At 66.6% G+C, this 23,117-nt stretch carries 23 protein-coding genes and 2 pseudogenes; 21 read left to right on the top strand and 4 right to left on the bottom strand.

The window, feature by feature from the left end; translation table 11 throughout:
* The first annotated feature begins 44 nt into the window (after positions 1–44).
* Positions 45–920 (top strand): MBL fold metallo-hydrolase, encoded by an 876-nt coding sequence (locus tag NS3_RS14935; RefSeq protein WP_067859885.1) that lies wholly within the window; start codon positions 45–47, stop codon positions 918–920.
* Between the two features lie 26 nt (positions 921–946).
* Here NS3_RS14935 and NS3_RS30580 read toward each other — a convergent pair whose 3' ends face one another.
* Positions 947–1,174, bottom strand: coding sequence for an HD domain-containing protein (locus NS3_RS30580; RefSeq protein ID WP_373865311.1), 228 nt, complete (start codon positions 1,172–1,174; stop codon positions 947–949).
* A 207-nt stretch (positions 1,175–1,381) separates the two neighbouring features.
* On the opposite strand from NS3_RS30580, the gene NS3_RS28510 reads away from it, so the two are divergent.
* The 3 genes from NS3_RS28510 to NS3_RS14915 all read left to right on the top strand — a co-directional run bounded on the left by NS3_RS28510 (position 1,382) and on the right by NS3_RS14915 (position 5,207).
* A complete protein-coding gene (locus tag NS3_RS28510) occupies positions 1,382–2,440 on the top strand; it encodes a helix-turn-helix domain-containing protein (RefSeq protein ID WP_169811646.1) in 1,059 nt (352 codons plus the stop codon).
* Positions 2,441–2,973: 533 nt separating this feature from the next.
* Positions 2,974–4,110, top strand: coding sequence for a M20/M25/M40 family metallo-hydrolase (locus tag NS3_RS28505; RefSeq protein WP_084495567.1), 1,137 nt, complete (start codon positions 2,974–2,976; stop codon positions 4,108–4,110).
* A gap of 65 nt (positions 4,111–4,175) precedes the next feature.
* Positions 4,176–5,207 carry an NAD-dependent epimerase/dehydratase family protein gene (locus tag NS3_RS14915; protein WP_067859873.1) on the top strand — a complete coding sequence of 344 codons (1,032 nt, stop codon included), beginning with the start codon at positions 4,176–4,178 and terminating at the stop codon, positions 5,205–5,207.
* A 3-nt stretch (positions 5,208–5,210) separates the two neighbouring features.
* Here the strand turns inward: NS3_RS14915 and NS3_RS14910 are convergent, their stop codons facing one another.
* Positions 5,211–6,494 carry an NsdA family TPR-like regulatory protein gene (locus tag NS3_RS14910; RefSeq protein WP_157101351.1) on the bottom strand — a complete coding sequence of 428 codons (1,284 nt, stop codon included), beginning with the start codon at positions 6,492–6,494 and terminating at the stop codon, positions 5,211–5,213.
* 449 nt (positions 6,495–6,943) lie between these two features.
* Here NS3_RS14910 and NS3_RS14905 point away from each other — a divergent pair, with 449 nt between their 5' ends.
* From NS3_RS14905 to NS3_RS14895, 3 genes are all read left to right on the top strand, one after another.
* Entirely contained in the window at positions 6,944–8,080 is a 1,137-nt protein-coding gene (locus NS3_RS14905; RefSeq protein WP_307610030.1) for a cytochrome P450, read from the top strand.
* 17 nt (positions 8,081–8,097) lie between these two features.
* The gene (locus tag NS3_RS14900; protein WP_067859869.1) at positions 8,098–9,399 is read left to right on the top strand and encodes a cytochrome P450 family protein; all 1,302 of its coding nucleotides are present in this window, start codon (positions 8,098–8,100) and stop codon (positions 9,397–9,399) included.
* Positions 9,400–9,673: 274 nt separating this feature from the next.
* The gene (locus NS3_RS14895; RefSeq protein WP_067859868.1) at positions 9,674–9,964 is read left to right on the top strand and encodes a hypothetical protein; all 291 of its coding nucleotides are present in this window, start codon (positions 9,674–9,676) and stop codon (positions 9,962–9,964) included.
* Between the two features lie 56 nt (positions 9,965–10,020).
* On the opposite strand, the gene NS3_RS14890 is transcribed toward NS3_RS14895, so the two are convergent.
* Together NS3_RS14890 and NS3_RS14885 are read right to left on the bottom strand one after the other, a co-directional pair.
* Positions 10,021–10,854, bottom strand: a complete 834-nt coding sequence (locus tag NS3_RS14890; protein WP_067859866.1) for an aldo/keto reductase — start codon at positions 10,852–10,854, stop codon at positions 10,021–10,023.
* A gap of 24 nt (positions 10,855–10,878) precedes the next feature.
* Positions 10,879–11,652 carry a GntR family transcriptional regulator gene (locus tag NS3_RS14885; protein WP_218018241.1) on the bottom strand — a complete coding sequence of 258 codons (774 nt, stop codon included), beginning with the start codon at positions 11,650–11,652 and terminating at the stop codon, positions 10,879–10,881.
* Between the two features lie 406 nt (positions 11,653–12,058).
* Between NS3_RS14885 and NS3_RS14880 the strand changes: the two genes are divergently transcribed.
* The 14 genes and pseudogenes from NS3_RS14880 (at position 12,059) to NS3_RS14825 (ending at position 23,045) form a co-directional block, all read left to right on the top strand.
* Positions 12,059–12,280: a hypothetical protein gene (locus NS3_RS14880; protein ID WP_067859864.1), complete on the top strand. Its 222-nt coding sequence runs from the start codon at positions 12,059–12,061 to the stop codon at positions 12,278–12,280.
* Between the two features lie 105 nt (positions 12,281–12,385).
* Positions 12,386–12,589: a cold-shock protein gene (locus tag NS3_RS14875; protein ID WP_067859862.1), complete on the top strand. Its 204-nt coding sequence runs from the start codon at positions 12,386–12,388 to the stop codon at positions 12,587–12,589.
* Between the two features lie 86 nt (positions 12,590–12,675).
* Positions 12,676–12,747 (top strand): annotated as a pseudogene (locus NS3_RS30080) (hypothetical protein); the annotation flags it as partial.
* Between the two features lie 43 nt (positions 12,748–12,790).
* Positions 12,791–12,919, top strand: a pseudogene (locus tag NS3_RS30445) (SAM-dependent methyltransferase); the annotation flags it as partial.
* 231 nt (positions 12,920–13,150) lie between these two features.
* Positions 13,151–14,215, top strand: coding sequence for a hypothetical protein (locus NS3_RS14870; RefSeq protein ID WP_067859859.1), 1,065 nt, complete (start codon positions 13,151–13,153; stop codon positions 14,213–14,215).
* A gap of 2 nt (positions 14,216–14,217) precedes the next feature.
* Positions 14,218–15,351, top strand: a complete 1,134-nt coding sequence (locus tag NS3_RS14865; RefSeq protein ID WP_067859856.1) for a mandelate racemase/muconate lactonizing enzyme family protein — start codon at positions 14,218–14,220, stop codon at positions 15,349–15,351.
* Positions 15,338–15,988: an HAD family hydrolase gene (locus NS3_RS14860; protein WP_067859853.1), complete on the top strand. Its 651-nt coding sequence runs from the start codon at positions 15,338–15,340 to the stop codon at positions 15,986–15,988. Before NS3_RS14865 ends, NS3_RS14860 begins: the two co-directional genes overlap by 14 nt.
* A 12-nt stretch (positions 15,989–16,000) precedes the next feature.
* Complete coding sequence (locus NS3_RS14855; protein WP_067859850.1) at positions 16,001–16,627, top strand: nucleotidyl cyclase domain-containing protein; 627 nt, start codon at positions 16,001–16,003, stop codon at positions 16,625–16,627.
* Positions 16,617–17,084 (top strand): hypothetical protein, encoded by a 468-nt coding sequence (locus tag NS3_RS14850; RefSeq protein ID WP_067859848.1) that lies wholly within the window; start codon positions 16,617–16,619, stop codon positions 17,082–17,084. The genes NS3_RS14855 and NS3_RS14850 overlap by 11 nt, the downstream gene beginning before the upstream one ends.
* Positions 17,081–19,207, top strand: coding sequence for a phosphoketolase (locus NS3_RS14845; RefSeq protein WP_067859845.1), 2,127 nt, complete (start codon positions 17,081–17,083; stop codon positions 19,205–19,207). Before NS3_RS14850 ends, NS3_RS14845 begins: the two co-directional genes overlap by 4 nt.
* Positions 19,208–20,026, top strand: a complete 819-nt coding sequence (locus NS3_RS14840) for a class I SAM-dependent methyltransferase (protein WP_067859842.1) — start codon at positions 19,208–19,210, stop codon at positions 20,024–20,026. It begins immediately after the preceding gene.
* Positions 20,023–20,982, top strand: a complete 960-nt coding sequence (locus tag NS3_RS14835) for a radical SAM protein (RefSeq protein ID WP_067859839.1) — start codon at positions 20,023–20,025, stop codon at positions 20,980–20,982. Before NS3_RS14840 ends, NS3_RS14835 begins: the two co-directional genes overlap by 4 nt.
* 16 nt (positions 20,983–20,998) lie before the next feature.
* Entirely contained in the window at positions 20,999–22,123 is a 1,125-nt protein-coding gene (locus NS3_RS14830) for a hypothetical protein (RefSeq protein WP_067859837.1), read from the top strand.
* A gap of 67 nt (positions 22,124–22,190) precedes the next feature.
* The gene (locus NS3_RS14825; RefSeq protein WP_067859835.1) at positions 22,191–23,045 is read left to right on the top strand and encodes a class I SAM-dependent methyltransferase; all 855 of its coding nucleotides are present in this window, start codon (positions 22,191–22,193) and stop codon (positions 23,043–23,045) included.
* Positions 23,046–23,117: the final 72 nt, after the last annotated feature.

Here is a 23,117-nt window from a genome sequence, read left to right as displayed (position 1 = left end):
GAGCCAACCGAGCTCGGACACAACCTTCACCAGGAGAGCCCATCATGACCATCACCCGAGACCGCCTCAACCACGAAGCCGTCGACCTGCGCAGCCTCGACATCGGCGACCACCGCGTCACCTACCTGCCCGATGGCGTCGCCCGCATCGACCCCTACCACTGGCTCCCTGACGCCGACGAACAGATCTGGCAGCAGTTCGCCGACCACGTCGACGACGACGGCTACCTCGCCGCCAGCGTCGGAGCCCTGCTGATCGAATACGGCAACCGCGCCATGCTGATCGACGCCGGATTCGGACCCCTCGCTGTCCCCACCCAGGTCGGACTCCTGCGAGGCGGGAAACTGATCGACAGCCTCGCCGCCGCCGGCCGCAGTATCGCCGACCTCGACCTCGTCGCACTGACCCACCTGCACATGGACCACCTCGGATGGCTGTGGCAGTCCCACCCCGACACCACCACCAACCTCTTCGCCGGCATCCCGATCCTGGTCTCCCACAACGAATGGCAGAACCTCGACCTCGCAATCGCCGACGGCGCACCACCGGAAGTCCTCGAAGTCATCGCCGCCCAGGTCCGCACCATCGGCGAGCACGAAATCTTCCCCGGCGTACACGCCATCCCGACCCCGGGGCACAGCCTCGGCCACACCAGCTACCGACTCACCAGCGGTGGCGAGCAACTACTGGTCTTCGGCGACGCCCTCACCAGCCCTATCCAGATCACCCACCCGAATCTGACCAGTTCCGCCGACGACGACCCTGCCCGATCCCGCGCCAGCGCCAGATGGCTCATCAACCAGCTCACCCACCCCGACACCGTCGGATTCGGCGTGCACTTCGCCGACATCCAGTTCGGCCGCGTCACCACCATCGGCGGCATCCACCACTGGCAACCCGTCCCGACCGCCATCCTCTGAATCGGCAGCTGCGGAAGCCCTCATCCTCACCACCGCATCACTCGACGGAGGTCTTGTTGTTGTTGTCGCCGGTGCGGGTTCCCGGCTGTCATGCCAGACCGCCATGGGTGTGGCCGTAGCCGGGTCGCCGCCCTCGAGGCGGCGATGACGGAGGCGAGCTGCGCCGCCCGACAGGTGTGGTCGGCGACCGATTCGGGGTTCGGTACGTGCGCTTGGCGCCAGCCTCTGCGGGGGTCGCGTTTGAGGTTGCCCAGCTCGTTCGCAAAGGTCGTCAGCAGTTAGCCACCCGAGCTGGAGTCCAACCGGTAGGGCCGATCAACCTGTCACCGATCGAGCAGCAGTCCCGCACACACGGAACACCCTCTAGCGCAATCACATACGTCGATCTGTGATTGCAGATGCACGTGCATTCTGCGCGAGGAGTGGCCGACGATCGACATCTTGCATGGCAGACTCATGCGGTGCCACAGCGCGAGACTGAGATGGGTATACCGGCGGAAGTCGATGATGCACCGCTTCGTGATCCGCGAGCTGCCCGGATCGCACTAGGGGCGTATCTTCGTCGCCTACGCGAGGATAGACGTATCACCGCTGAGGCTGTCGCCAAGTCGATCCACGCCTCGGCTTCGAAGATCAGTCGCATCGAAGGCGGGCATGTTCGGTGCCGCCAAGACGATCTTGCATCGTTGCTGGATTTGTACGCGTTGGACGACGCGTCCGAACTGGCCGAGTTGCAGGAGCTTGCTTACTGCGGGAACAAGATCGAAAGGAAGAGTTCACACGAACGCTGGGCTCCGAAGGGGTTGAACCGTCTGCGTCCCCTGGAGAAAGCGGCGACTGTTCTCAAGTGTTATGAGACGCGACATGTTCCCGATCTTCTGCAGACGCCTGACTACACTCGCTCGGTAATCGGGGCGTCCTTTCGCGGTGCTCGTGGTGAGTTGATTTGCAGTGCAGAGCAGGTGGATAGCCGAGTTGCTCTTCAATTGCAACGCCAGAAAATTCTAACGAAGCGCGATCCGCCCAGGATGTGGGTCCTTATCGAAGAGTCTGCCTTGCGTGCAAGGGTGGCCGAAGAAGCGATATGGCGTCAGCAGATCGAATTCTTGATAGCGAAGACCGCGCGTCAGTCGGATGGTCGGCTTTCGGTAACTGCGCAGCCGGGCCTAACCCTCCAGATCCTCAGATCCGAGGCCTGCGCGCCGGCGATCATACCTCACAGCGTTACATACCTTCGGTCGAATATGTTTAATTTGCAGGATGTCATCTACTGGCCCACGCTGCAAGCATTTGTACTGAGGCATAGCCCCGACGAGGTGCGAAGATTCCGAGAGACGCTCGACCGAGTCGCTACCTTGGCGGAGCCGGTGGATCACACGAGTGACATATTGGCGGCGATCTTGGACTCGCGGCCGCTCCCACCTTCGGTGGATATCGATCGGAAGTACAAGCACCGTCCAACGTCGTTTACGGAGAACCGGGCCATGGCGCAGCAAAGGCAATCCGGGAGAAATCGGTAGCCGACGCTCTCAGTGTAGAGATTGCCACGTCCGGAGCGTCGGTGATCATCCAGGCATGGTGCCCTGTAAAACCGGTTGACGCCGAGGCCTTCGTTCTTATGTAAATCTCCAATCGACAATAAGGAGTATCGATCCGTGGGATCGAACACATCGAACATTTCCTCTGAAGAGGTTCGGCTGGAAAAGCTGCCGATGCGCTGGGCTCTGATTTTGGCCATAGGTGCAGTCTCCGGCGTCACCGTCGGTATGGCGAGCGACCTAGCGCTTGGTGTTGCGACAGCTATAGCCGCAGTCGGCCTATTGCACTCGATCGTCGGCCAATAGTCGAACAATCTCCGTGCCGCAAGTGATCTGTCGAATCCCTTGATTTGTTCGCTTGAATGGACGGAAGTTGGAACGATGGGCCGCGAAAGAGGGGATTAAGCTTGAGTGAGGTGTGCTCGACACCGGCGCGGCCCTGGTGTGGCGATATACCATTGGTCCGGCGAACCATCATAGTGATTTTGTCGGCGACGCAGGGCATGATCGTGCCTATGCCACTGGATGCTCTCACCGCCGCAGCACGCTGTCTGCCCACGATGATCAGCAGGTTGCAGCAGCTCGTCGATTGCGAGTCACCGTCGACGTCGGCGCGTCATCTGGAGGAGTGCGCGGCGCTGGTCGAGCCCTGGCTGTCCTCGGCGCTCCATCGTCCCGCCGAGATCACCCGAGTGGAGGAGAACGTGCATCTAGTCGCGCGAGCACCCGATCCGCGAGTTTTGATACTTGGGCACTTCGATACGGTGTGGCCGGTCGGAACGATCGGCGACTGGCCATTCTCGATCGACATATGCTCGCGGATAGGCAGCGGCCCAGGGATTTTCGATATGAAGGCCGGTATCGTGCAGGCGCTCACCGCCATAGAGTTGCTGCCCCACTCGGATCAGGTCAGTGTGTTGCTGACCAGCGATGAAGAGGTCGGCTCAGCTTCGTCACGTGCGCTGATCGCGGAGCTGGCTCAAGATGCCGGTGCCGTCCTGGTATGTGAGCCGTCCGCCGATGGGGGAGCTGTGAAGATCGGGCGGAAGGGAATCGCGAACTACGAGGTCACGGTAACCGGTCGTGCGGCGCACGCGGGCCTCGAACCTCATCTGGGTGTGAACGCGAGCGTCGAGCTCGCACATCAGATCATTCGGATCACGGCGATAGGAGATTCGGCTCGCGAGACATCGGTGGTCCCGACGGTGGCGTCAGCCGGAACAACCGCGAACACGGTGCCAGAATTCGCCCGGGTGCATGTCGACGCGCGGTCGTGGACGATCACAGAACTTGATCGGGTCGACGCTGCGATGCACCGGCTGACCGCGCAACTCGCCGACGCCGTGGTGAATGTATCCGGAGGCATCGAGCGGCCCCCATTCGAAGACGCTGTCGCTGGCACTCTGTACGCCGAGGCCGCAGCTGCCGCGGCCGCGCTCGGAATCGGCCACTTGGCGGCAGTGCGGTCGGCAGGTGGGTCTGATGGAAACCTGACTGCAGCGCTCGGCATACCGACCCTCGACGGTCTCGGCGCCGTCGGTGGACATCCGCATGCATGGAATGAACACGTCCTCATCGACACGATGCCTGAACGCGCAGCCCTGCTCGGTGCGTTGCTGGCTCGAATGACAGGCCAATCCCTTTCGCTCTGAGGTCGGATGCGATCCATGAGCCTCACCCATGCTCAACTGCTTCCGCTGAGTGGTACGAATGAGGTATGCGGCTACTGATTCTCGGCGGCTCCTGGTTCCTCGGCCGAACCATCGCCGAACAAGCCATCGCCAACGGTCACGATGTCACTACGTTCCGTAGGGGCCGGACCGGCAGTGATGTCGGGGGTGTCAGCACGATCCGCGGCGACCGCACCGACCCTGCTTCCCTTGTCCGGCTCGCAGAGGCTGGCCCCTGGGATGTCGTGATCGACACATCGTCTTTCGTGCCGCGGGAGACCCTTGCGCTCACACGTGCGCTGGAACCGGTCACCACCCGATACGTACTGGTGTCGACCGTATCGGTGTACGAGGGATGGCCGACGCATCCGCTCGCAGAGGACTCGCCGGTCCTGGACTGTCCTGCGGATGCCGGGCCCGGCTACGGATACGACGGCGACCCTGGCCCGACAACGTACGGATTCGGAAAGGCTGGATGCGAGCGCGCCGTCCTCGAAGTATTCGGCTCGGCCCGGACCCTGCTCTTGCGTCCGGGCGTGATCCTCGGCCCGTGGGAGTACGTAGGCCGTCTCGAATGGTGGCTCCGACGCATGGTGCGCGGGGGACGCGTGCTGGCGCCGGGGAGATGTGGACGGTTGATCCAGCCGATCGACGTACGTGATGTCGCTGCATTCGCACTCCGTCCGCACTTGACGGGGATTTTCAATGTCGTGGCGAAGGGCCGCGACACGATGGGGGACCTGCTGTCAGCATGCTCCACCGTGACTGGCAGTACAGCCATCCTCGAGTGGGTGACCGATGAGCAGTGGCTCATCGAACAAGGTGTGCGGCAGTGGACGGAGCTGCCGTTGTGGCGTTCCTACCACGGTGCGTGGTCTGTCGACGCAGACCGCGCACGGCAGGCTGGGCTGACGTGCAGGCCGATCCAAGAGACGGTCGCCGACACCTGGCAGTGGTTGCTGGCCGGCGGTGCGGCAGTGGAGCATGAGCGTGCCGGCGAGCTGGGGATCACTCCTGCACGCGAGCACGACATCCTGCGGTTGTGGGACGCCGTTCAGCTCGACCACTGCGGTGCCTGATCTCTACTTTGGAAGTGCTCTCATCCCGGTCGTACGGGACAACGAGACCGCGGTGAAGTCCTCGATCGCGGCACCGAGCTGCAACGCCTCCACAGCTCCGCGATAGCGTGCGGTGCCGAGCATCCGGGCCAGCGCGTGCAGTCGTAACGCGATCGCCTCGGTGCGGCGGGTGGCGGGCAAATCGAACACGGGCTGCAGAGCTGCCTGCGCGCCTGCGAGGTCATCGCGAAGGGTACGTGCCGCTCCGAGATCGACCTGGGCGCCGAGTGCGCCGAGTGCCCATCGCTGTTCGGCGGGAATCTGCCCGAACAGGTCGACTGCCTCCGAGGCCTCACGTTCGGCCTGGTCGCCGTCGCCGAGCGCGACATAGGCGGCACCGGCGCATAGCGCGCGACGTGGCCGATCAAACGAGAGTTCCCCGCCGACCGCATCGAGCAGCGTGTCACCGCCTGCCTGATCGAGCTGATCCGTCGCGGCGTCGAGTTCGGATCGAACCTCGCCCCGTGCACCCAACAGAGCGAGTGCGCGTGCGTTCACCGAATGCAGACGTGCCCGCGCGGTTCCCGTTGGTGCGGTAGGCAGGGCCGCCGTCGCGATGGCATGGGCGCGGCGCGGGTGTCCTGACCAGAACGCGAGCGTGACCTGCAGTGCACGCGCCCACGCCTGCAACGACGGATGGTCGATCACCGATCCGTAGGTGTATGCGGCGCGTGCTTGCTCCTCGGCTGCCTCGACCAGTCCGAGATCCCACGTGACCGACGACAGCAGTCCGCAGACCTGACCAGCGAGAAGGTACAACTCCGCTTGCTGCAGCGGCTTGTGGGTGCGGTCGAGCTGTTGATAGATGGTGTCACGCAGCAGAACAAGGTCAGTGAGCATATCGAGCGGCGGCGTCACGTAGTAGGCGCAGGCAGCGTTTCCAGCGGCCGCATGGAGATGCTCGAGAGCGGATGGATCGAGTGCCGAGGCGGCGTCGAGTGCGTGATTCACCGATTCGTGTGCTGCATTCACTGCCAGATCCTTCTCCGTGGCTGCGGTAGGGCTATCGATTCGAGGCGGACCGAGTAAGACGGATGCTGGTTCACCGAACCAAGTTTCGAGAATTCGACGAGCGGGGACGCGAGGTGGTCCGGATGCGCCCTGCACCCACCGTTTCACCGCGCTGCGCGAGATTCCTGCTGCGAGGCCGAGTTCGTCAGCGCGACGGCTGAATTCACGTACGAAATCGCTCGTGCTGATTCCCCTTTGAGTGGTGAGCTGTTCGAGCCTCGTCCGTGGTTGCCCCATCCGCTTCTCCCTCTCCCCTTCGTCGTCCGACGGTATCGGTATTCCACCCCACAAAGACGATGTCGTGAGAGGAATGGGCCGGATATGGGCCCAAGTGGGCTGTCATGGCTCGGGTATGGGCCGGGTGTGTAGGGCGATGCTGAGGACAGGCCCCGGCGTCGGGTCGACAAGGAGTGTTCAGTCCTCGGCGCCGGGTGTCGACCAGCATCGTCAGGTGGGCAATGAGATTGGACAGAGAGAGTGCGCCACGCTACGTCCGCTCCGACGAGACACATCGTCCACAGTTCGTTCGATTCGGGAGTATCCCCTTGCCTACAGTGCAATCCGGCATTCCCCCTTCCACCCGTTGCCCTGTCAGGCGTGACACTCCACTGGATGCCGATAACGAGTCTCGTGTCTCGCTCTATACCGCCGACTTCGCCGCGGACCCACACGCCGCATACGCGCAGATGCGTGACCGGTTCGGGTCGCTGGTGCCGGTGTGGCTGGCGCCGGGTGTTCCGGCGACGTTGGTGATCGGCTACTGGACTGCGCTGGGAATTCTGAATGATCCCGAGCATTTTCCTGCCGATCCCAGTCTCTGGCAGCGGGGGATCGCGTTGGAGTGCCCGGTGCGGCCGATGATGGAGAAGCGGCCGAACGCATTGCGCAGCAGTGGTGTCGAGCACGCCCGCTACCGGGCGGCCACGGTCGATGCCCTCGACCGGGTGGACCTGGTCAATCTTCACGCGGTGGTCGAGCGCAGCGCCGTGGGGTTGATCAACGGATTCGGTGCCCAGGGGCGGGCTGATCTGCTCGCGGATTACGCGTTCCCGCTGGTGTTCGGGGTGATCAGCGATCTGATCGGCTGCGATCCCGACATCAGCGAACGGACGGCGACCGGTATGGCGATGATGTTCGATTCCACCGACGCCGCCGCCGAGGGCAACCAGTTGGCTGTGCAGGCATTGGCTGAGCTCGTCGCCCGCAAACGTGCCCGTCCGGGCAAGGACGTCACGTCCTGGCTGCTGGCTCATCCTGCTGCCTTGGATGATGAGGAGCTGGTCCATCAGCTGTTCACTCTGTATGCGGCGGCGAGTGAGCCGTTGACGAATCTGATCGTGAACACGGTGTCGTTGATGATGACCCGCCCGGATTTCGGGGGCCGGGTTGTCGGGGGCGCGGTGTCGACCCGTGACGCGCTCACTCACGTGTTGTTTCGCGATCCGCCGTTGGCGAACTTCTGCTTCTCCTATCCCCGGCAGCCGCAGCTGGTCGACGGAAAGGAGTGGGTGCCGGCGCATCAACCTGTCGTGATCAGTCTGGCCGCCTGTAACAACGACCCGGCTGTGTTGGGCGGCAACATCTACGGCAACGAATCTCACCTGGGCCTCGGTGCCGGCCCGCATCGCTGCCCCGCCCGCACACCGGCGGAACTGATCGCCGGTGACGCGATCGACCAGCTCCTCGACGCGCTACCCGAGATCGAACTCGCCGTCCCTGTCGAGGAGTTGAGGTGGCGGCCGGGACCGTTTCATCGGTCCTTGGAAGCGCTGCCCGTGGTGTTCAAACCTATTTCTCCACTTCCTGTTTCGTTCCCTCGCTGACTGTTAGGTGACCCGCGATGACTGATCTGCAACCCGCCCCCGCCCTCACTCCTGCCTATGGTTCTGGTTCTGCTCCGGTCATATTGGATGTCACCGGCACCGACATCCCCGGCGAAGCCATCGCGTTGCGCGAGCGTGGTCCGCTGGTTCGCGTGGTGCTGCCCGGCGATATCCCTGCCTGGGCAGTCACCGATCCCGAGGTACTCAAGGAACTGTTCACCGACTGGCGGGTGTCCAAGGACGCCCACCAGCATTGGCCGCGATTCCGGTCCGGTGAGGTGCCGTCGGACTGGCCGCTGATCACGTGGGTGTCGGTGCGCAACATGTTCACCGCCTACGGCAAAGACCACCAACGCCTGCGCAAACTCATCGGTCCCGCCTTCACGCCCCGCCGCGTCACCGCACTACGTCCCCAGATCAAGCAGATCATCACCGACCTGCTCGACGAGCTCGCCGCCCGCCCCGACCACACGGTGATCGACCTGCGTGAGGACTACGCCACCCAAGTGCCGTTGCGGGTGATCACCGCCCTCATGGGCGTCCCCGTCGATCTTCAGGCACGGTTGCGGGTCTGTGTGGACGAGATCTTCTCCACCAGCCCGCAACGCGACCCGCACGACACCTTCACCGAACTCGTCGAGTTGCTGACCGCGCTGGTGGCGCGCCGTCGTGCCGAGCCGGGGCAGGACATGACCAGCCTGCTCATCAGCCACCGCGACGGCCAGGCCGACCGGCTCACCGAAGAAGAGCTGGTCCACACGCTGCTGTTGGTGATCACTGCCGGCTACGAGACCACCGTCAACCTCATCGACCAAGCCGTCTACCAGGTACTGACCCGGCCTGAACTGCTGCGCCAACTGCGGACCGGCACTATCACGTGGTCACAGCTGATCGAAGAAGCCTTGCGCTACGCGCCGCCGGTGGCGAATCTGCCGCTGCGCTACGCGATCGCCGATATCGACATCGCCGACACGCGGATCACCGCCGGTGAGGCGATCATCGCCGGGATCGCCGCAGCCAACCGCAACCCGCACCGCCACGCCCCCAACCCCGACGCCTTCGACCCTGCTCGCCCGAACAAAGAACACCTGTCCTTCGGATATGGGCCGCATCACTGCCTCGGTGCGGCCCTGGCCCGCCTCGAAGCCGTCGAAGCCTTGCCAGCCCTGTTCGGGCGATTCCCCGGACTGGCCCTCGCAGTCGACGAGCAGAAGCTGAAACCGTTGCCCAGCTTCATCTCCCACGGACATCAGAGCCTGCCCGCCTATCTGGATGGGGTCGGTGCCGCTGATCCCGCGACCGAGGGGGCCGGCCGATGACCGCAGCCGACACCCGACGACAGAAGCCACCTCCGCCAATCGGCCTGGTCATCCCGATCGACCGGGCGCCGAGCGTCCGTCACTCGACGGCTTCCGCGGATGAGCTCCGGCACGACAATCCGCACTGGCCCGTCCGATCACCGACGGATGCAGCGAACGCACTGCTGCTCCACGGCGAGTGTCCCTGGCACTGCTCGACCCGGGTGGCCGCCCTACGAGTCAGCGACAACAGCTACCAGTACTTCCGCGACCGCGGAATCATCGGAAGCGATTCATGGACAACGCCATCGCAGTGCTGAACCTGACTGTCAGCGAATCCGAACCCGCCGACCGGGCCACTCTCGTCGAGTTGGCGGCGTGGCACGGCTGCCGTATCACCGACGTGCTCACGATCGACGCCGAGACGTATATGCCGACCACGCTGATCGCCTACACCGCTCACACGGCCCGGGCGGCGGTGATTCTCGCCCCGAGCCTGGCGCACTTCGGCACCGCCGTGAAGGCGTTGAGATCGGCCTGCACGCTGGTGGTGCCTCAGACGGCTATCCCACGCATACCCGGATGAGAGTCCAGCCGGCCTCGCCGAGTCGTTGTCGATCCCGGTCCAGGTCACCTTGCCTGTCAGGAGGCGCCGTAGACGGCGGGGTCGGGGCCGGTGCGGGTTCCGTTGTCGAGTGTCGCGAGCAGGTCGTGGTCCTCACCGGTGAGTTCGAAGTCGAAGATTTCCAGGTTCGACCGGATTCGTTCGGGTGTTACGGATTTCGAGATCACGATGTTGCCCAGTTCGATGCTCCAGCGCAGGAGGATCTGCGCGGCGGTTTTGCCGTGGCGGGCGGCGATCTGTTCGACGGTGGGGGCGGAGACGAGCCGCCCGTGGCCGAGAGGGCTCCATGCCTGGGTGGCGATGCCATGACGGGTGTGGAACTCGCGGAGCGCGGTTTGCGGCAGCCACGGATGCAACTCGACCTGGTTGACCGCGGGCACGGTGCCGGTCTCGGCGAGCAGGCGTTCCAGCTGCGGGATCGGGAAGTTGGAGACGCCGATCGATCGGGCCAAGCCGTCGCTCTTGATCTTCTCCAAAGCTCGCCAGGAGTCGACGTAGAGGTCGCGGGAGGGTACCGGCCAGTGGATGAGATACAGGTCCAGGTAGTCGAGATTCAGATTGGTCAGGCTCTTGTCCAGCGCGGCGAGGGTGGCGTCGTAGCCGAGGTCGGTGTGCCAGACCTTGGTGGTGATGTGCAGTTGCTCGCGGGGGATTCCGGAGGCGGCGATGGCGGCGCCGGTGCCGGGTTCGTTGCGGTAGTAGGCGGCGGTGTCGATGGCGCGGTAGCCGCCCTCGAGGGCGGCGGCGACGGCGGGGGTGGCTTCGTCGTCGGGGACTCGGAACACGCCGAAGCCGAGCTGGGGGATGGTGGTTCCGTCGTTGAGGGTGACGGCGGGGATCGAAGGCTGCATCGCGTTCTCCTGGCCGGGTGGTGGTTAGTCGGGGATGGCGAATCGGTAGCTCATGCGGACGGTGTCGGCCGCGATGACAGCGAGCATCACTTCGACCGCGCGTCCGGTGGTGTCGTAGACGATGCGGGTGAGGTCCAGGACGGGGGTGCCGCCGGGCAGTTGCAGGGCCACGCTTTCCGGGGAGCTGGGCATGCGGGCGCTCCACTCCTCGCTGATCTCGGCCAGTGGTTCACCGGCTTCGTCGAGGCGGGCGAACCCGCCGCCAGGGCCGGAGTTCTCTTCGGTGAGCAGGGTGCCCTCGGCGAGGTCGAGGGGATAGTAGGAATCGGCGAGCTGGTGGGGGCGGCCGTCGACGACGGTGGTGCGTTTGCGCACCCACACCGGCGTCCCCTCCTCGATCCCGAACGCGGTCGCGACGACCGCGGGCGCGGGTGTTTCGCCCAGCTCACGGTAGAGCTGGGTGACCGGCAGGCCCTGGCTGCCGGCTTCGGCATCGTGGATCGCGGTGCCGCCGGTCTTCCAGCGGCTGCGGGCGTAGCGCTCGATGCCGTGCCGTTTCGGCTGGGCTCGCTCGCGGACGAACACCCCTTTGCCCTGCCGGGAGATGATCAGGCCTTGCTGGCGCAGCAGGTCGATGGCTTTGCGGGCCACACCGGTGCTGCACAGGTAGGTCTGGCGCAGCTCGTCGTAGGTGGGCAGCTGGTCGCCCGCGGCGTACTCGCCGAGTTCGATGCGCGCCCGGATGTCGTCGGCAATCCGCGTCTGGATGGACCGTTCGTCGGTGATCTCGCTAGCCACGACCTTCACGGTATCAGCAGCAGACATCACCAATGGCACAGCACTTTGCTAGCAAAGTGGTTGACTGTTTGTGTGTCGGAGCTTACATTCGATGGGTCTCCCCGAACTCGGGCATCGCAGCTGGGGACGGCCCCCGTCGGCCTCTCGATGGGCTTTTCGGCGGTCCGCGTCGATGCGACGAGTTCGACCCTTCGGGTTCTGGGGGATTCGATGACCTGTACAGGGAGGAAGGTCGAATGGATCACTCTCTACCGCAGCGTGTTCCAGGCGCTGCACTGTTCACAGGTGCCGGCAAGGGCGACATCCCGATCCGGTGCTCGACGTATCGGCCCGGTCCTGGTGAGCGGAGTTCGCGGTATCGCCGTGATGAACAGACCCTACGGCGCATCCTCGAGCGGCTCCCCGGATGGACCGGCCGACCGCCGTTGCGGTGATCGGGGAGCGCCGCGTGATCGTCGATTTCGGCGTCGCGGGTGTCCCGATTCAGCACTACCGGGCGCCCGGATGCGCAGCCGAGGCCTTCGCCGAGAACGCTCTGCGTCAGGGTTTGGCCCGCGTCACGGTCGACGACCTGGTGACCGACGACCTACAGCAGCTTCCTTACCAGCGACTTTTCCTGCCGCGCTGATCGGCGACCAGCGACCAGCCCGCCATCCACACCGGGCGCGTCTGCGACCAACCGCGACACCTTCGCGCACTCCAACCCTTTTGCCCCAGCCGAGGAGGCTCGCTCATGGAACACGGAACCGTTCAATGGTTCGACGCCGAAAAGGGGTTCGGGTTCATCACCCCCGACCACGGTGACAAAGACATCTTCGTCCACCACTCCGAGATCCAGGCGGAAGGATTCCGCGTCCTGACCGACGGCCAGCGCGTCGAATTCCGGCCCGGCACCGGCCCCAAGGGCCCGGTCGCCAAACAGGTCAAGACCCTGTGACCGCCCCGACAGCCCTTGCGGGCGCGGCGCGCTCGCTGATCATCCGCACCGACATTCCGCATTCGGCACGCGTCTGGAACTACTGGATGGGCGGCAAGGACTACTACAGCATCGACCAGATCGCCGGCGACGCCGCCATCACCATGATGGCCGTGCAGTCCCGCCAGCTCCTTCACCGCACGGTCGGATACCTCACCGAGCGTGCAGGTATCCAGCAGGTTCCTCGATATCGGTGTCGGCCCACCGGCCGTGGTCAACACCCACGAGATCGCGCAAACCGTCGCGTCGGGGTCGAAGGTCGTCTACGTCGACAACGACCCACTGGTCCTGACCCACGCGCGGGCACCGCTCGCCGGCACCACCCCCGAAGGGGCTACCTCCTGCCTTCGATGCCGACTTCCACAATGTCCGAAGCGCTCACGGAGCGGATGCATCGGGCGTGGAGACAGCTTGCCGAGTTCGAGCTCGGGTACAGCGACCTGGTTCGGACCTGTTCTACGTCGACGAAACCCTGCCAGGCACAAATATCCACTGACACCGGCCATAAGGGGTAGGTACAACATGCTGGGGACCAGAGGCGACGCCGAACGACTCGCCACTCGGTGGGGCATCGACGCCGACGACATCATGTTGATCGCGCTCAATGCGTGTGGTCTGGACGCCGACATCGGGGTGTCGCGGTTGCGGTTTCGGCTGCGGCTGAACTCCCGCCCGGACGATCAGCTGTACATGATCTTGTCGCTGGGCAGGCGCCGGTCACCGTTCAAGCTGGTCGACACGAAGGTCCTGCTGGGGGGTGAGCAGGTCGCGGTTATCGATGTCGCCGAGGCCGACGATGCAGTGCTCGGGTATTGGCGCAACGAGGGCCGGGTCCTGACGTTGAACTCCAACGCGCGCAGCGCGTGCACCGGCTGCGTGTTCTGCCCGAACACTCTCGAGGAAGCCAACGATCCCCGCTTGGCCCTCGATGACGTCAACGCCTACTTCTCCACCCTGGTCGACGACCACACTGGCGGGGGTCTGTCGAGCGTTGAGAAGGTGACCGTGTGCACCGGGTGTTTCCGGTTCGAGCAGCTCGCGCTGACGCATCTGCGTCAGGTCCGCGAAGCGATGACCACGCACCACTGCGGCGGGGAGATCCACTTTCTGTCCAGCGTGCTGACCAGCCCCGAGGGGCTGGCCGAGGCCGCCGCGATCGGACCGTTCCACCTGACGCTGACCGCCGAAGCCTTCACCAAGCGCGACCTGATCCTCAAAGAATCCAAGGCCGCGCTCACCCCCACCGAGATGGTGCGGGTACTGGGCGACGCCGTCGCCGCGGGGATCCGCACCGACTTCACCTACATCATCGGCCTGGATCCGCTCGATGTCGCGGCGCGCCATCTCACCGACTTCGTCGAGGTGACCACGACTTTCCCGCGATTCCAGGTGTATCAGTCCCACACCCCGATGATGGACGTGTTCCTCGCCGACGGGGCCCGCGACATCGAGTTCTACCTGGCCGCGCGCCGCAGCATCGAGGAGCTGTTCGGGCCGACCGGGCTGCGTCCGCAGTCCTGGGAGAACTACCGGCCGCTGTGGTATTTCAGCTTCGCCGACGAGCCACTGGCCGGGACCAGGATCTGAAGATGACGGCTCGCACGATCACCGACGTGATCACCCGGATGTTGCCCCCGCTGCCTGCCGCCGCTGTGGCGGCCGAGGTCCTGCCCGACTGGGCTGGGCCCGCGCGGCGCCACCCGGCGGCCCAGCCGTGGCCGGAGAACCTGACTCGCGTGGCGGTTGGAGTCGTCGACAACACCGGCGCGACAGGCTGGTTCGGGCCGGTGGCGGCGTCGGTTGCCCGACTGGCTCTCGATCAGGTCGCTCCCGCCGTGATCGGCCGCGACCTCGCCGCCTGGCGGGCGATGGCATCGCTGGTGCCGCACGGCCGGCACCGCCAGGGCGGGCACCTGCGCTTGGCGGTGTCGACGGTCGAGCTGGCGGCGTGGGATCTGCGCAGCCACGCCACCGGTATCCCGGTCGGCGCGCTGCTCGCTGGTGAGCGACGCGATCGCATCCCGGTGTATGCCACGGCGCTGGGCATCGACATCGACCACCCGCTGGCACCCGACATCGCCGCATGGCTCGTCGGCGAGGGCTTCTGGGCCCAGAAATGGGGACTGCCCGGCGCGGCCCGAGGCGAGACACCGCGTGCGGACGCCGCCCGGCTGCGACGCCTGCGCGAGGCGGCCGGGCCGCTGGCCCGCCTCTGTGTCGACGTCGGCGGCCGGTGGCCTGCCGACTACGCCCGCCAGCTGCTGCCGGTGTTGGCCGACGTGGCGGTGTGCTGGGTCGAGGAGCCCGGCCTGATCTCGGATGCGGACTTGGCCCGGCACGGGCTGGCGCGCGCCGCCGGTGAACACGACTACGAGCCCACCGACCAGCTGCGGACCCTCGGCGGCGATATCCAGATCTGGCAACCGGACCCGACCTGGTGCGGCGGGCTCGCCCACACCCTGTCGATGGTGGAACTGGCCGCGCGGCTGGGCATCCGCAGTCTGCCGCACGGCTCCGGCCTGGCGGTCGCGCTGGCGCTGGCCGCCAGCGCACCCGCCGAGGCTGTTCCCGCGATCGAGTACCACCTGACGTTGGAACCGTTGCGCCAAGACCATCAGCTCGAGCCGCTGGTGCCTGTCGCCGGGCACCTGGACGCCCGCACGGTCGCGGGGTTGACCAGCGGCTACCGCTTCGCCGAAGGAGACGCCGGTGCCGCAGCGTGAGATCCGGGCGATCTGCTTCGACATCGGCGGGGTCCTGGTGCAGATGCCCCGTGGAGTCCTCGCGGCCGAACTGGCCGAACTGCTCGACGCCGACGTCGAGCACCTCCGCGACCTGCTGATCGAACACGCCAAGACCCGCCGGACACCGGCCGGTGAACTGGCGGCCATCCTCGCCACCGCATGCGGCCGCCCGCACGCAGCCGCCGCGGTGGCTGACCGGCTGCGCCTGCGGGTCGCCGACATGGCCGATCCGCCGCTGTATCCCGATGCGGTCCCCACCCTGGAACACCTCGCCGGGCTCGGCTTCCGCATCTGCCTGCTGTCGAACGCGATCGGCCCTGACCCCGACACCGGGCCCGCGCGGCCGCCGTACTTCGCCCTGGCCGAAGTGGTGCTGCACAGCTGGCAGATCGGCGCGTGCAAACCGCAGCCGGCCGCCTTCCGTGCGATCGAGTCTGCGATGGACCTGGCGCCGCACCACCTGCTCAACGTCGGCGACAGCGCCCGCTTCGACATCGACGGCGCACTGGCCGCGGGCTGGTCTGCCATCCACCTCGCCCGCAACAGCGCCGCCCCGGCGCACCCCGATGTTGCCCGCATCGGGGCCCTGACCGATCTGGCACCTCTGCTGAGCTGAAAGGCCCTGTCCGTGAACAACATTCTCGATGAGCTGCCCTGCCGAGCCGAGTGGCTTACAGGAGCCCGCTCCGACCCGATCACCGGCCTGGTGGCCTTCCCCGACCTCTACCCGCACGCCGTTGCCGAGGCTCTGGCCCGTGTCGTCGCCGAGCACACCCTGCTCGGTCTGGCCATCGGTGACGTCGATGACCTCAAGGGCCACGTCGAGCACAGCAACGCCACCGATCCCGACAGCTTCGGGCACTTGGCGGGCAACGCGCTGATGACGCAGTTGGGTTCGGTGTGCCGAGAGTGGTTCGCCGACACCGCATTTCCCGCTGGATGTGTATCGACTTTCGGTGGTGACGAGGTGATCGTGGCCGCGACCGGCGTCACTGAGGCAGGTTTCACCGCCTCGGTCACCGATCTGCGTGACCGCTGCTGCGCCGCACTGCCGTGCAGCGTGTCCTTCGCCGCGACAGTCGTCGGGCCCGGTCTGGCGTGGCCGAGCCCAGACCCGGCAGTGCGCGCGAAGTTCCTGCTCGCCGCGGTGGATCGAGCCCTGTTCGCGGCCAAAGCGGCACGCCGCCACGCGGGCGGTCCCGCCGGGGCCCTCGTCACCGTCGATCTCGCCCGGGTGATGTGTGATGCTGCCTGAGCTGCCCGCAATCCCGGTCTCCACCGAAGGCACCCTTCGCCGGTTGCCTGGCCGCACCGTGGTGGTGCTCGACTTCGCCGCGCCCAGAGGCCCCCACCGCGGGCGCCGCTACCGCGTCGAGCACCACCACGGGCCCGGCGGCTGTTCACGAGTGGTGTTCAACATCGACGGCCGCGCCGCCCTGCGTCCACCGCCCTGGGCCGCCCAGCAAACCAGCGGAGCGGTGAAGCTGCGGTTGCGCCCACTCCCGGATCGCCGCCACCATCGCATCCCCCCGGACCTGCAACAGGCCCTGGCCGCAGCTGATCTCGACCTGGACCACATCACCGAGCCCGAGCTGGCCCAGATCCTCGAGATGATCGTCGAATCCGGGAACGAGCAGGTTCGCGCCGACCGCATCGCCGTCGCCGTGCACTCGATCGCCCAGGCCGGCACCCACCGGAAGGCCCGGGAATGACCGACTGGACTACCCACGTCGCAGCGGCCGCAGCATCGGTGACCGCCGCCGAGGTCGACACCGCGCGGCGCGCCCTGGACTACCTGTGCCTGGCACAGCTGTATCTGCGTGACAACGTCACCCTGTCCGCGCCGTTGCAGCCCAGCCACGTCAAACCGGCCCCGGCAGGGCACTGGGGAGTGTGCCCACCGGTCAACGCCGTACTCGCCGCGCTGGGCCCCTACAGGCGCATGCCCGGCATGGACGTGCGGGTCGTGCACGGAGGCGGTCACGCCGGACCATCGGCGCTCGCGCACGCCTGGGTCACCGGCGCCCTCGACACCGGCGCAGATGCGTTCGGTCACACCGAGCCCGACCTTCAGCGGCTGTGCGCGCAGTTCCCACACACCCGGTTCGGCGGGGAAATCACCCCGCTCATCCCCGGCCACGACCACCTCGGCGGCCAACTCGGGCCCGCTCTGGCAATCGCCCACGGCATGGGCTTGGACGCCCCCGACCGGCTCGTTGTCGCGTTGATCGGCGACGGAGAGTGCGAAACCGGCGCCACCGCAGCAGCCTGGCTGGGCGCACGCGCCATGATCGGCACCGGCACCCACGGCCGCGTGCTGCCGGTCATCCTCGCCAACGGCCTGCGCATGGGATCGGCATCGTTGCTGGCCGGCCTCGACCCCTCCGATCTCGCACGTCACTTCGGCGGCCTGGGCTACCAGGTGATCACCGCCGGACCGGACACCCATGAGATCATCGCCGCCGTGGCCCGCGCCCTGACCGGGCTGCGGCCCTTGCAGTACGGGCCGTCCACCGTTGTCGTCGTCACCGTCGACAAGGGACACGGCGTACCGAAATCCGTTGCTGGGCAACAGCTTGCGCGCACACCACGAGTGCACAAGGTTCCCCTGCGCAACCCGCGCGAGGACAGTGCAGAATTCGCTGCGCTAGCGAGCTGGCTGTCGGGCTACCGCCCTGGAGAGCTGTTCACTGGCGGGGCACCGACCGGGACCGTACGGCGGGTTCTCGCGCCGGCCGCACCCAACCGAGTCGAACTCAACGCACCGCGCGGCTGCGTGGCCACCGCCCGTGCGGTCGCCGACCAGGTCGCCGGACTCGACTTCGGTACCGCGATCACCCGCAGCCTGCGCCAGCTGAACACCGTCTACGGGCTGAGGGTGTTCAGCCCGGATGAACTGACCTCCAACCGAATCGAGCTGGACGCCACCGACTCCGGCTGGACGATCGAAGTGCTCAACGAGGAACTGTGCCACGCCTGGGCCCAGGGATACCAGGCCACCGGCCGCCGCGGGGTGGTCATCGGCTACGAGGCGTTCGCCCCGATCACCGCATCGCTGCTGGCCCAGCAGCTCCTCGCCCACCGGCTCGCCGCAGCCGCCGGACGCCCACCCACCCCGAGCCTGGTGTACCTGCTGACCAGCCTCGGCTGGCACAACACCATCACCCACGCCAACCCCGGACTCATCGACATCGCCATCGCCGCGGCCGACCCGAGCGTGCACGTCTACATGCCCGCCGACGCCGCCCGCACCGCGGCCGCGCTCACCTTCGCCGTGCGCAAACTCGGCCGCGCCAGCCTGATCATCGCCTCCAAACACCCTATGCCCACGCATCCGCACACCACCGTCGACGCAGAGCTCCGGGACGGATACGCCGTCTGGACGCACATCGCCGACGACCCCGATCCCGAGATGATGCTGGTATCGATCGGCGACATCGCCGCCCGCGAACTCACCCGAGCGGCAGCAGCAGTCACCGCCACCCGGCCCGCAACCCGCCTGCGGTACCTGCACATCCACGACCTGACCAGCCTCGGCGCACCCGGCCGCCGCGACGCCGCCATCTCGGCCGCCGACTTCGAGCGGCTGTTCCCACCCGGGGTCGGAATCCTCATCGCCACCACCTGCCACCCGGCCGCGGTCCATGCGCTGCTCGGGGAACGCGGCGCATCGCGCACGGTCGTCGTACGTGGGTGGACCAATCCGCCCCGCCCGATGACCCACGACGAACTACTCCACCACACCGGGATCACAACAGCATCGCTGCACGACGCCGCCCTCGCGCTGCTCGACAACACCGTCGGTGGCACCCTCATCCGGCAAGGAGTCCACTGAATGACCTACGACCCGCGCGGCCTGTTCACCGGCGCCGCCCCCTTCTACGCCCGGTACCGGCCCGGCTACCCGGCCGCGCTGTTCACCACCTTGCGCGACCGCCTCGGTCTCGACGGCACCCAGCAGGCGCTCGACCTCGGGTGCGGCACCGGCCAGATCGCGCTCCATCTGGCACCGCTGGTCGCCCACGTGTACGCCGTCGACCCCGATCCCCAGATGCTGCACGAAGGCGCGAAACTCGCCACCACAGCCGAAATCGACAACATCAGCTGGCTCGAGGGCGACTCCTACCACCTCGATGCCCTCGATCTGCCCGAGCTCGACCTGGTCACCATGGGCGCCAGCTTCCACTGGACCGACCGCCCCGCACTGCTGGCCGACCTCGACCGCCGCCTCACCCCTACCGGCGCGGTCGCGCTGGCCAGCGGCGGGCCCCCGGCCACCGCCACCGAACCGCCTTGGCACGACATCGTCACCCAGGTACGCACCGCCCACCTCGGCTCGCAGCGCCGCGCCGGCACCAGCACCTACACCCATCCTCGCCTCACCCATACCGAAGTCCTGGCCACCTCGGCGTTCTCCGACATCGACATCACGACCTGGCACTGGGACCTGCACCGCAACATCGACTCCGTGATCGGGCTCCAGTTCTCCTTCTCCTACAGCGCGCCAGGCCAATTCAGCGACGAGTCCGCCCGCGTGGCATTCGAGCACGACCTGCGAACCGCGCTGGTCGACCGGTTCGGAGCCGACGCCGTGCTCACCGAACACCTCACCACCGAGCTGATCATCGCCACCCGCCCGAACGGAGGGGCATGACCCCCATCCCGCTCCGGATCACCCCGGCCACCACCGCCGACACCCGCCGCGTCGTCGTCGAATGGATCATGAGCAGCGTCTGCAACTACGCCTGCCACTACTGCCCGATCTACCTGCACGACAACCGGGTCCGCTGGCCCGACTACGACTCCGTGAACCGATTCACCCGCACCGTCGCCGAGCACTACCACGGGCGCGACATCACCTTCCTGCTCAGCGGCGGCGAGATCACCCTGTGGCCACAACTGCTACGCATGGCCGCCGACCTGCGCGCCCTCGGCATCGACATCGCGGTCCTGTCCAACGGCACCCGCCCCCTGCCCTGGTGGGCCACCCACGCACCCGCCTTCGACCACGTGCTGCTCAGCTACCACCACGAACGCGCCGAACCCCACCACTTCCGCGCCGTCGTCAACACACTCGCCCCCGAGACCAGCGTCGATGTGAACGTGGTGATCGACCCCGCCGCCTTCGACACCACCATGAACCTTGCCGCGACCATTCAGGCCGACGGCAAGGCACCAGTGCACCGCAAGATCATGTTCCTCGACGGCTGGGCCCGCCCCGCCGACTACAGCCCCGACCAGCACGCCACGCTCACCGACGCCCTCGCCACCGAGGTCGACCAGCCCGGCTCCCGCGAAACCGCCCTGCTCAAAGGTGACCTCGACGTCGAATACCTCGACGGCACCCACCAAGTCCTGACGCCGTCGCAGATCATCGACACCGGGTCCAACCGGTGGCCCGGCTGGACCTGCAATGTCGGCGCCGAATCCCTGTTCATCCGATTCGACGAGATCTGGCCGGCGTCCTGTCGCGAGGGCGGCCGTATCGGATCGATCTTTGACCACAACCTGCCCCTGCCCACCGCGGGCATCACCTGCACCGCCGGATCCTGCAACTGCATCGCCGGAATCAAGGCCACCAAGACCGCCCCGACCGCCATCCACCACTGAACCCGAGGTGAGAAGCATGTACACCGTTTCCGACCTGCGCCAACTCCACCTCGAGGTCTCCACCCGCTGCAACGCCGAATGCCCCATGTGCGCCCGTAACCTCTTCGGTGCCCCCGCCCCCGGCCTCACCGAAACCTCGATGACATTGGACCAGTTCCGCACCTGCCTGCCCGAACACGTCCTGGCCCAACTCGAGATCGTCGACATCTGCGGCGCCTACGGTGACCCTGCCATCGCTCCCGAGCTGCTCGCCATCTGCCACCACATCCACGCCACCAACCCGGCCACCTTCATCCGCATCTACTCCAACGGCGGCCTGCGGACCCCGACCTGGTGGGCACGGCTGGCCGAAATCCCGGGCATCACCACGATCTTCGCCATCGACGGCCTGGCCACCAACGGCGTCTACCGCCGCAAGGTCGACATCGGCAGAGTCTTGGCCAACGCCGCCGCGTTCATCGATGCCGGCGGCCGCGCCCAGTGGGACTACATCGCCTTCGCCCACAACGAACATGAGATCGACACCGCCCGCGCCCGCGCGACCGAACTCGGATTCGCCGAGTTCAGCGTCAAGAAGACCGCCCGCTTCCTGCGACCGCTGTATGAACCCGCACCCGAACTGCGTCCCAGTGAGGGCATCGACGCCGCCCCGATCTACGACCGCACCGGCGCGGTCGTCGGAGAACTGCGCCCACCGGCCGACGAACGACTCGTCAACGAGGTCGTGCTCTGGGCGCGCAGCATCGAAGCCCGCGCCGAATACTTCGACCAGTTCTTCGACACCTGCACCATCCAATGCCAGGCCTTGGACTCCCACGCCATCTTCATCTCCGCGACCGGACACGTCTACCCGTGCTGCTGGCTCTACGTCCAAGCGACCCTGCCCCAGCTGTATCGTGGACAAGCCGCCACCGACGCTCAGGTCCACAACCTGCTCACCGCCTCCGGCGGAGCCACCACCCTCGATGCCGCCAAGCGCGCGCTCGATGAAATCCTCGTCAGCGAATTCTTCACGGCCGTGGAACACAGCTGGAGCACCGACACCATCGCGGGCGGGAAACTCAAAGTGTGCTCGCGGGTTTGCGGGGAGGGGTTCAGCGCCTACCGGCGTCAGTTCGCCCGCCCTGACCTGGTCCCCTGACCATGATCAAGCCCAGCAAATCAAGCCGCATCGCACTGAACCGCGAGACCAAGGAGCGCCACCCCGAATGACCAAGACCCCGTCGACCCCACCGAGCTGGCCCGTGCAACCCAGCTACCGCGAAGGCCTCTTCCGAGGCGCAGCCGAGTACTACAGCCGGTACCGCCCGGCCTACCCCCAGCCGCTGCTCGACGACCTCCTCAACCGAGCTGGAGAGGGCGGCGTCCTGATCGACCTCGCCTGCGGCACTGGAGAAATCGCGATTCCCCTGCACACCCGATTCACCCACGTGCACGCCGTGGACCTCGAACCCGACATGATCGAGGTCGGACGCGCCAAGGCCGAGCGGGCCGGCGCCGCCAACATCACCTGGAGCACCGGCCCGGCCGAAGAATTGGCCATCACCGACCCGGCGCAGCTGGTCACGATCGGCAACGCGTTCCACCGCCTGGACCGACCGCTGATCGCCGAGCGCGCCCGCCAGTGGCTGGCCCCCGGCGGCTGCCTGGCCATCCTGGGCAGCAGCACACCCTGGAGCGGGACCGAACCGTGGCAAACCGTCGCCGTCGATGTCGTAGCCCGATGGTCCGGCGAACCGGGCCGCCCTGCGAGTGCGTCGCCAGCGACGGCCGAGAACGCTCCAACGCGGCGCACCCACGAAGAGATCCTGGAAGAAGCAGGGTTCCTCGACGTCACCGAGTACCGGTTCCCGACGCCACACGCTTGGACGGTGGATGAGTTTCTCGGATTCTTGTGGTCGACCTCCTACACCGCTCGGATTCGCCAGGAACCCAATCGCGCAGAAGGATTCGAGAACGACCTTCGAGCACAGTTGCTCGAACGCGAGCCGTCCGGCCAACTGCGGGAGTCGATCGCGCACTACTACATCCTCGGCCGAAGCCCAGACCCAACGCGCAGCTAATCGCCGTTGTAAGCGGTCCTCCGGGGTTCGGGTGAGTCCACCCCGCCCAAGCCTTGGCCAAGGCGTGTCGGC

This window comes from Nocardia shimofusensis NBRC 100134 (genome assembly GCF_001613125.1).
Classification (GTDB): Bacteria; Actinomycetota; Actinomycetes; order Mycobacteriales; family Mycobacteriaceae; genus Nocardia; species Nocardia shimofusensis.
This window is presented reverse-complemented; position numbering and strand designations above follow the sequence as displayed.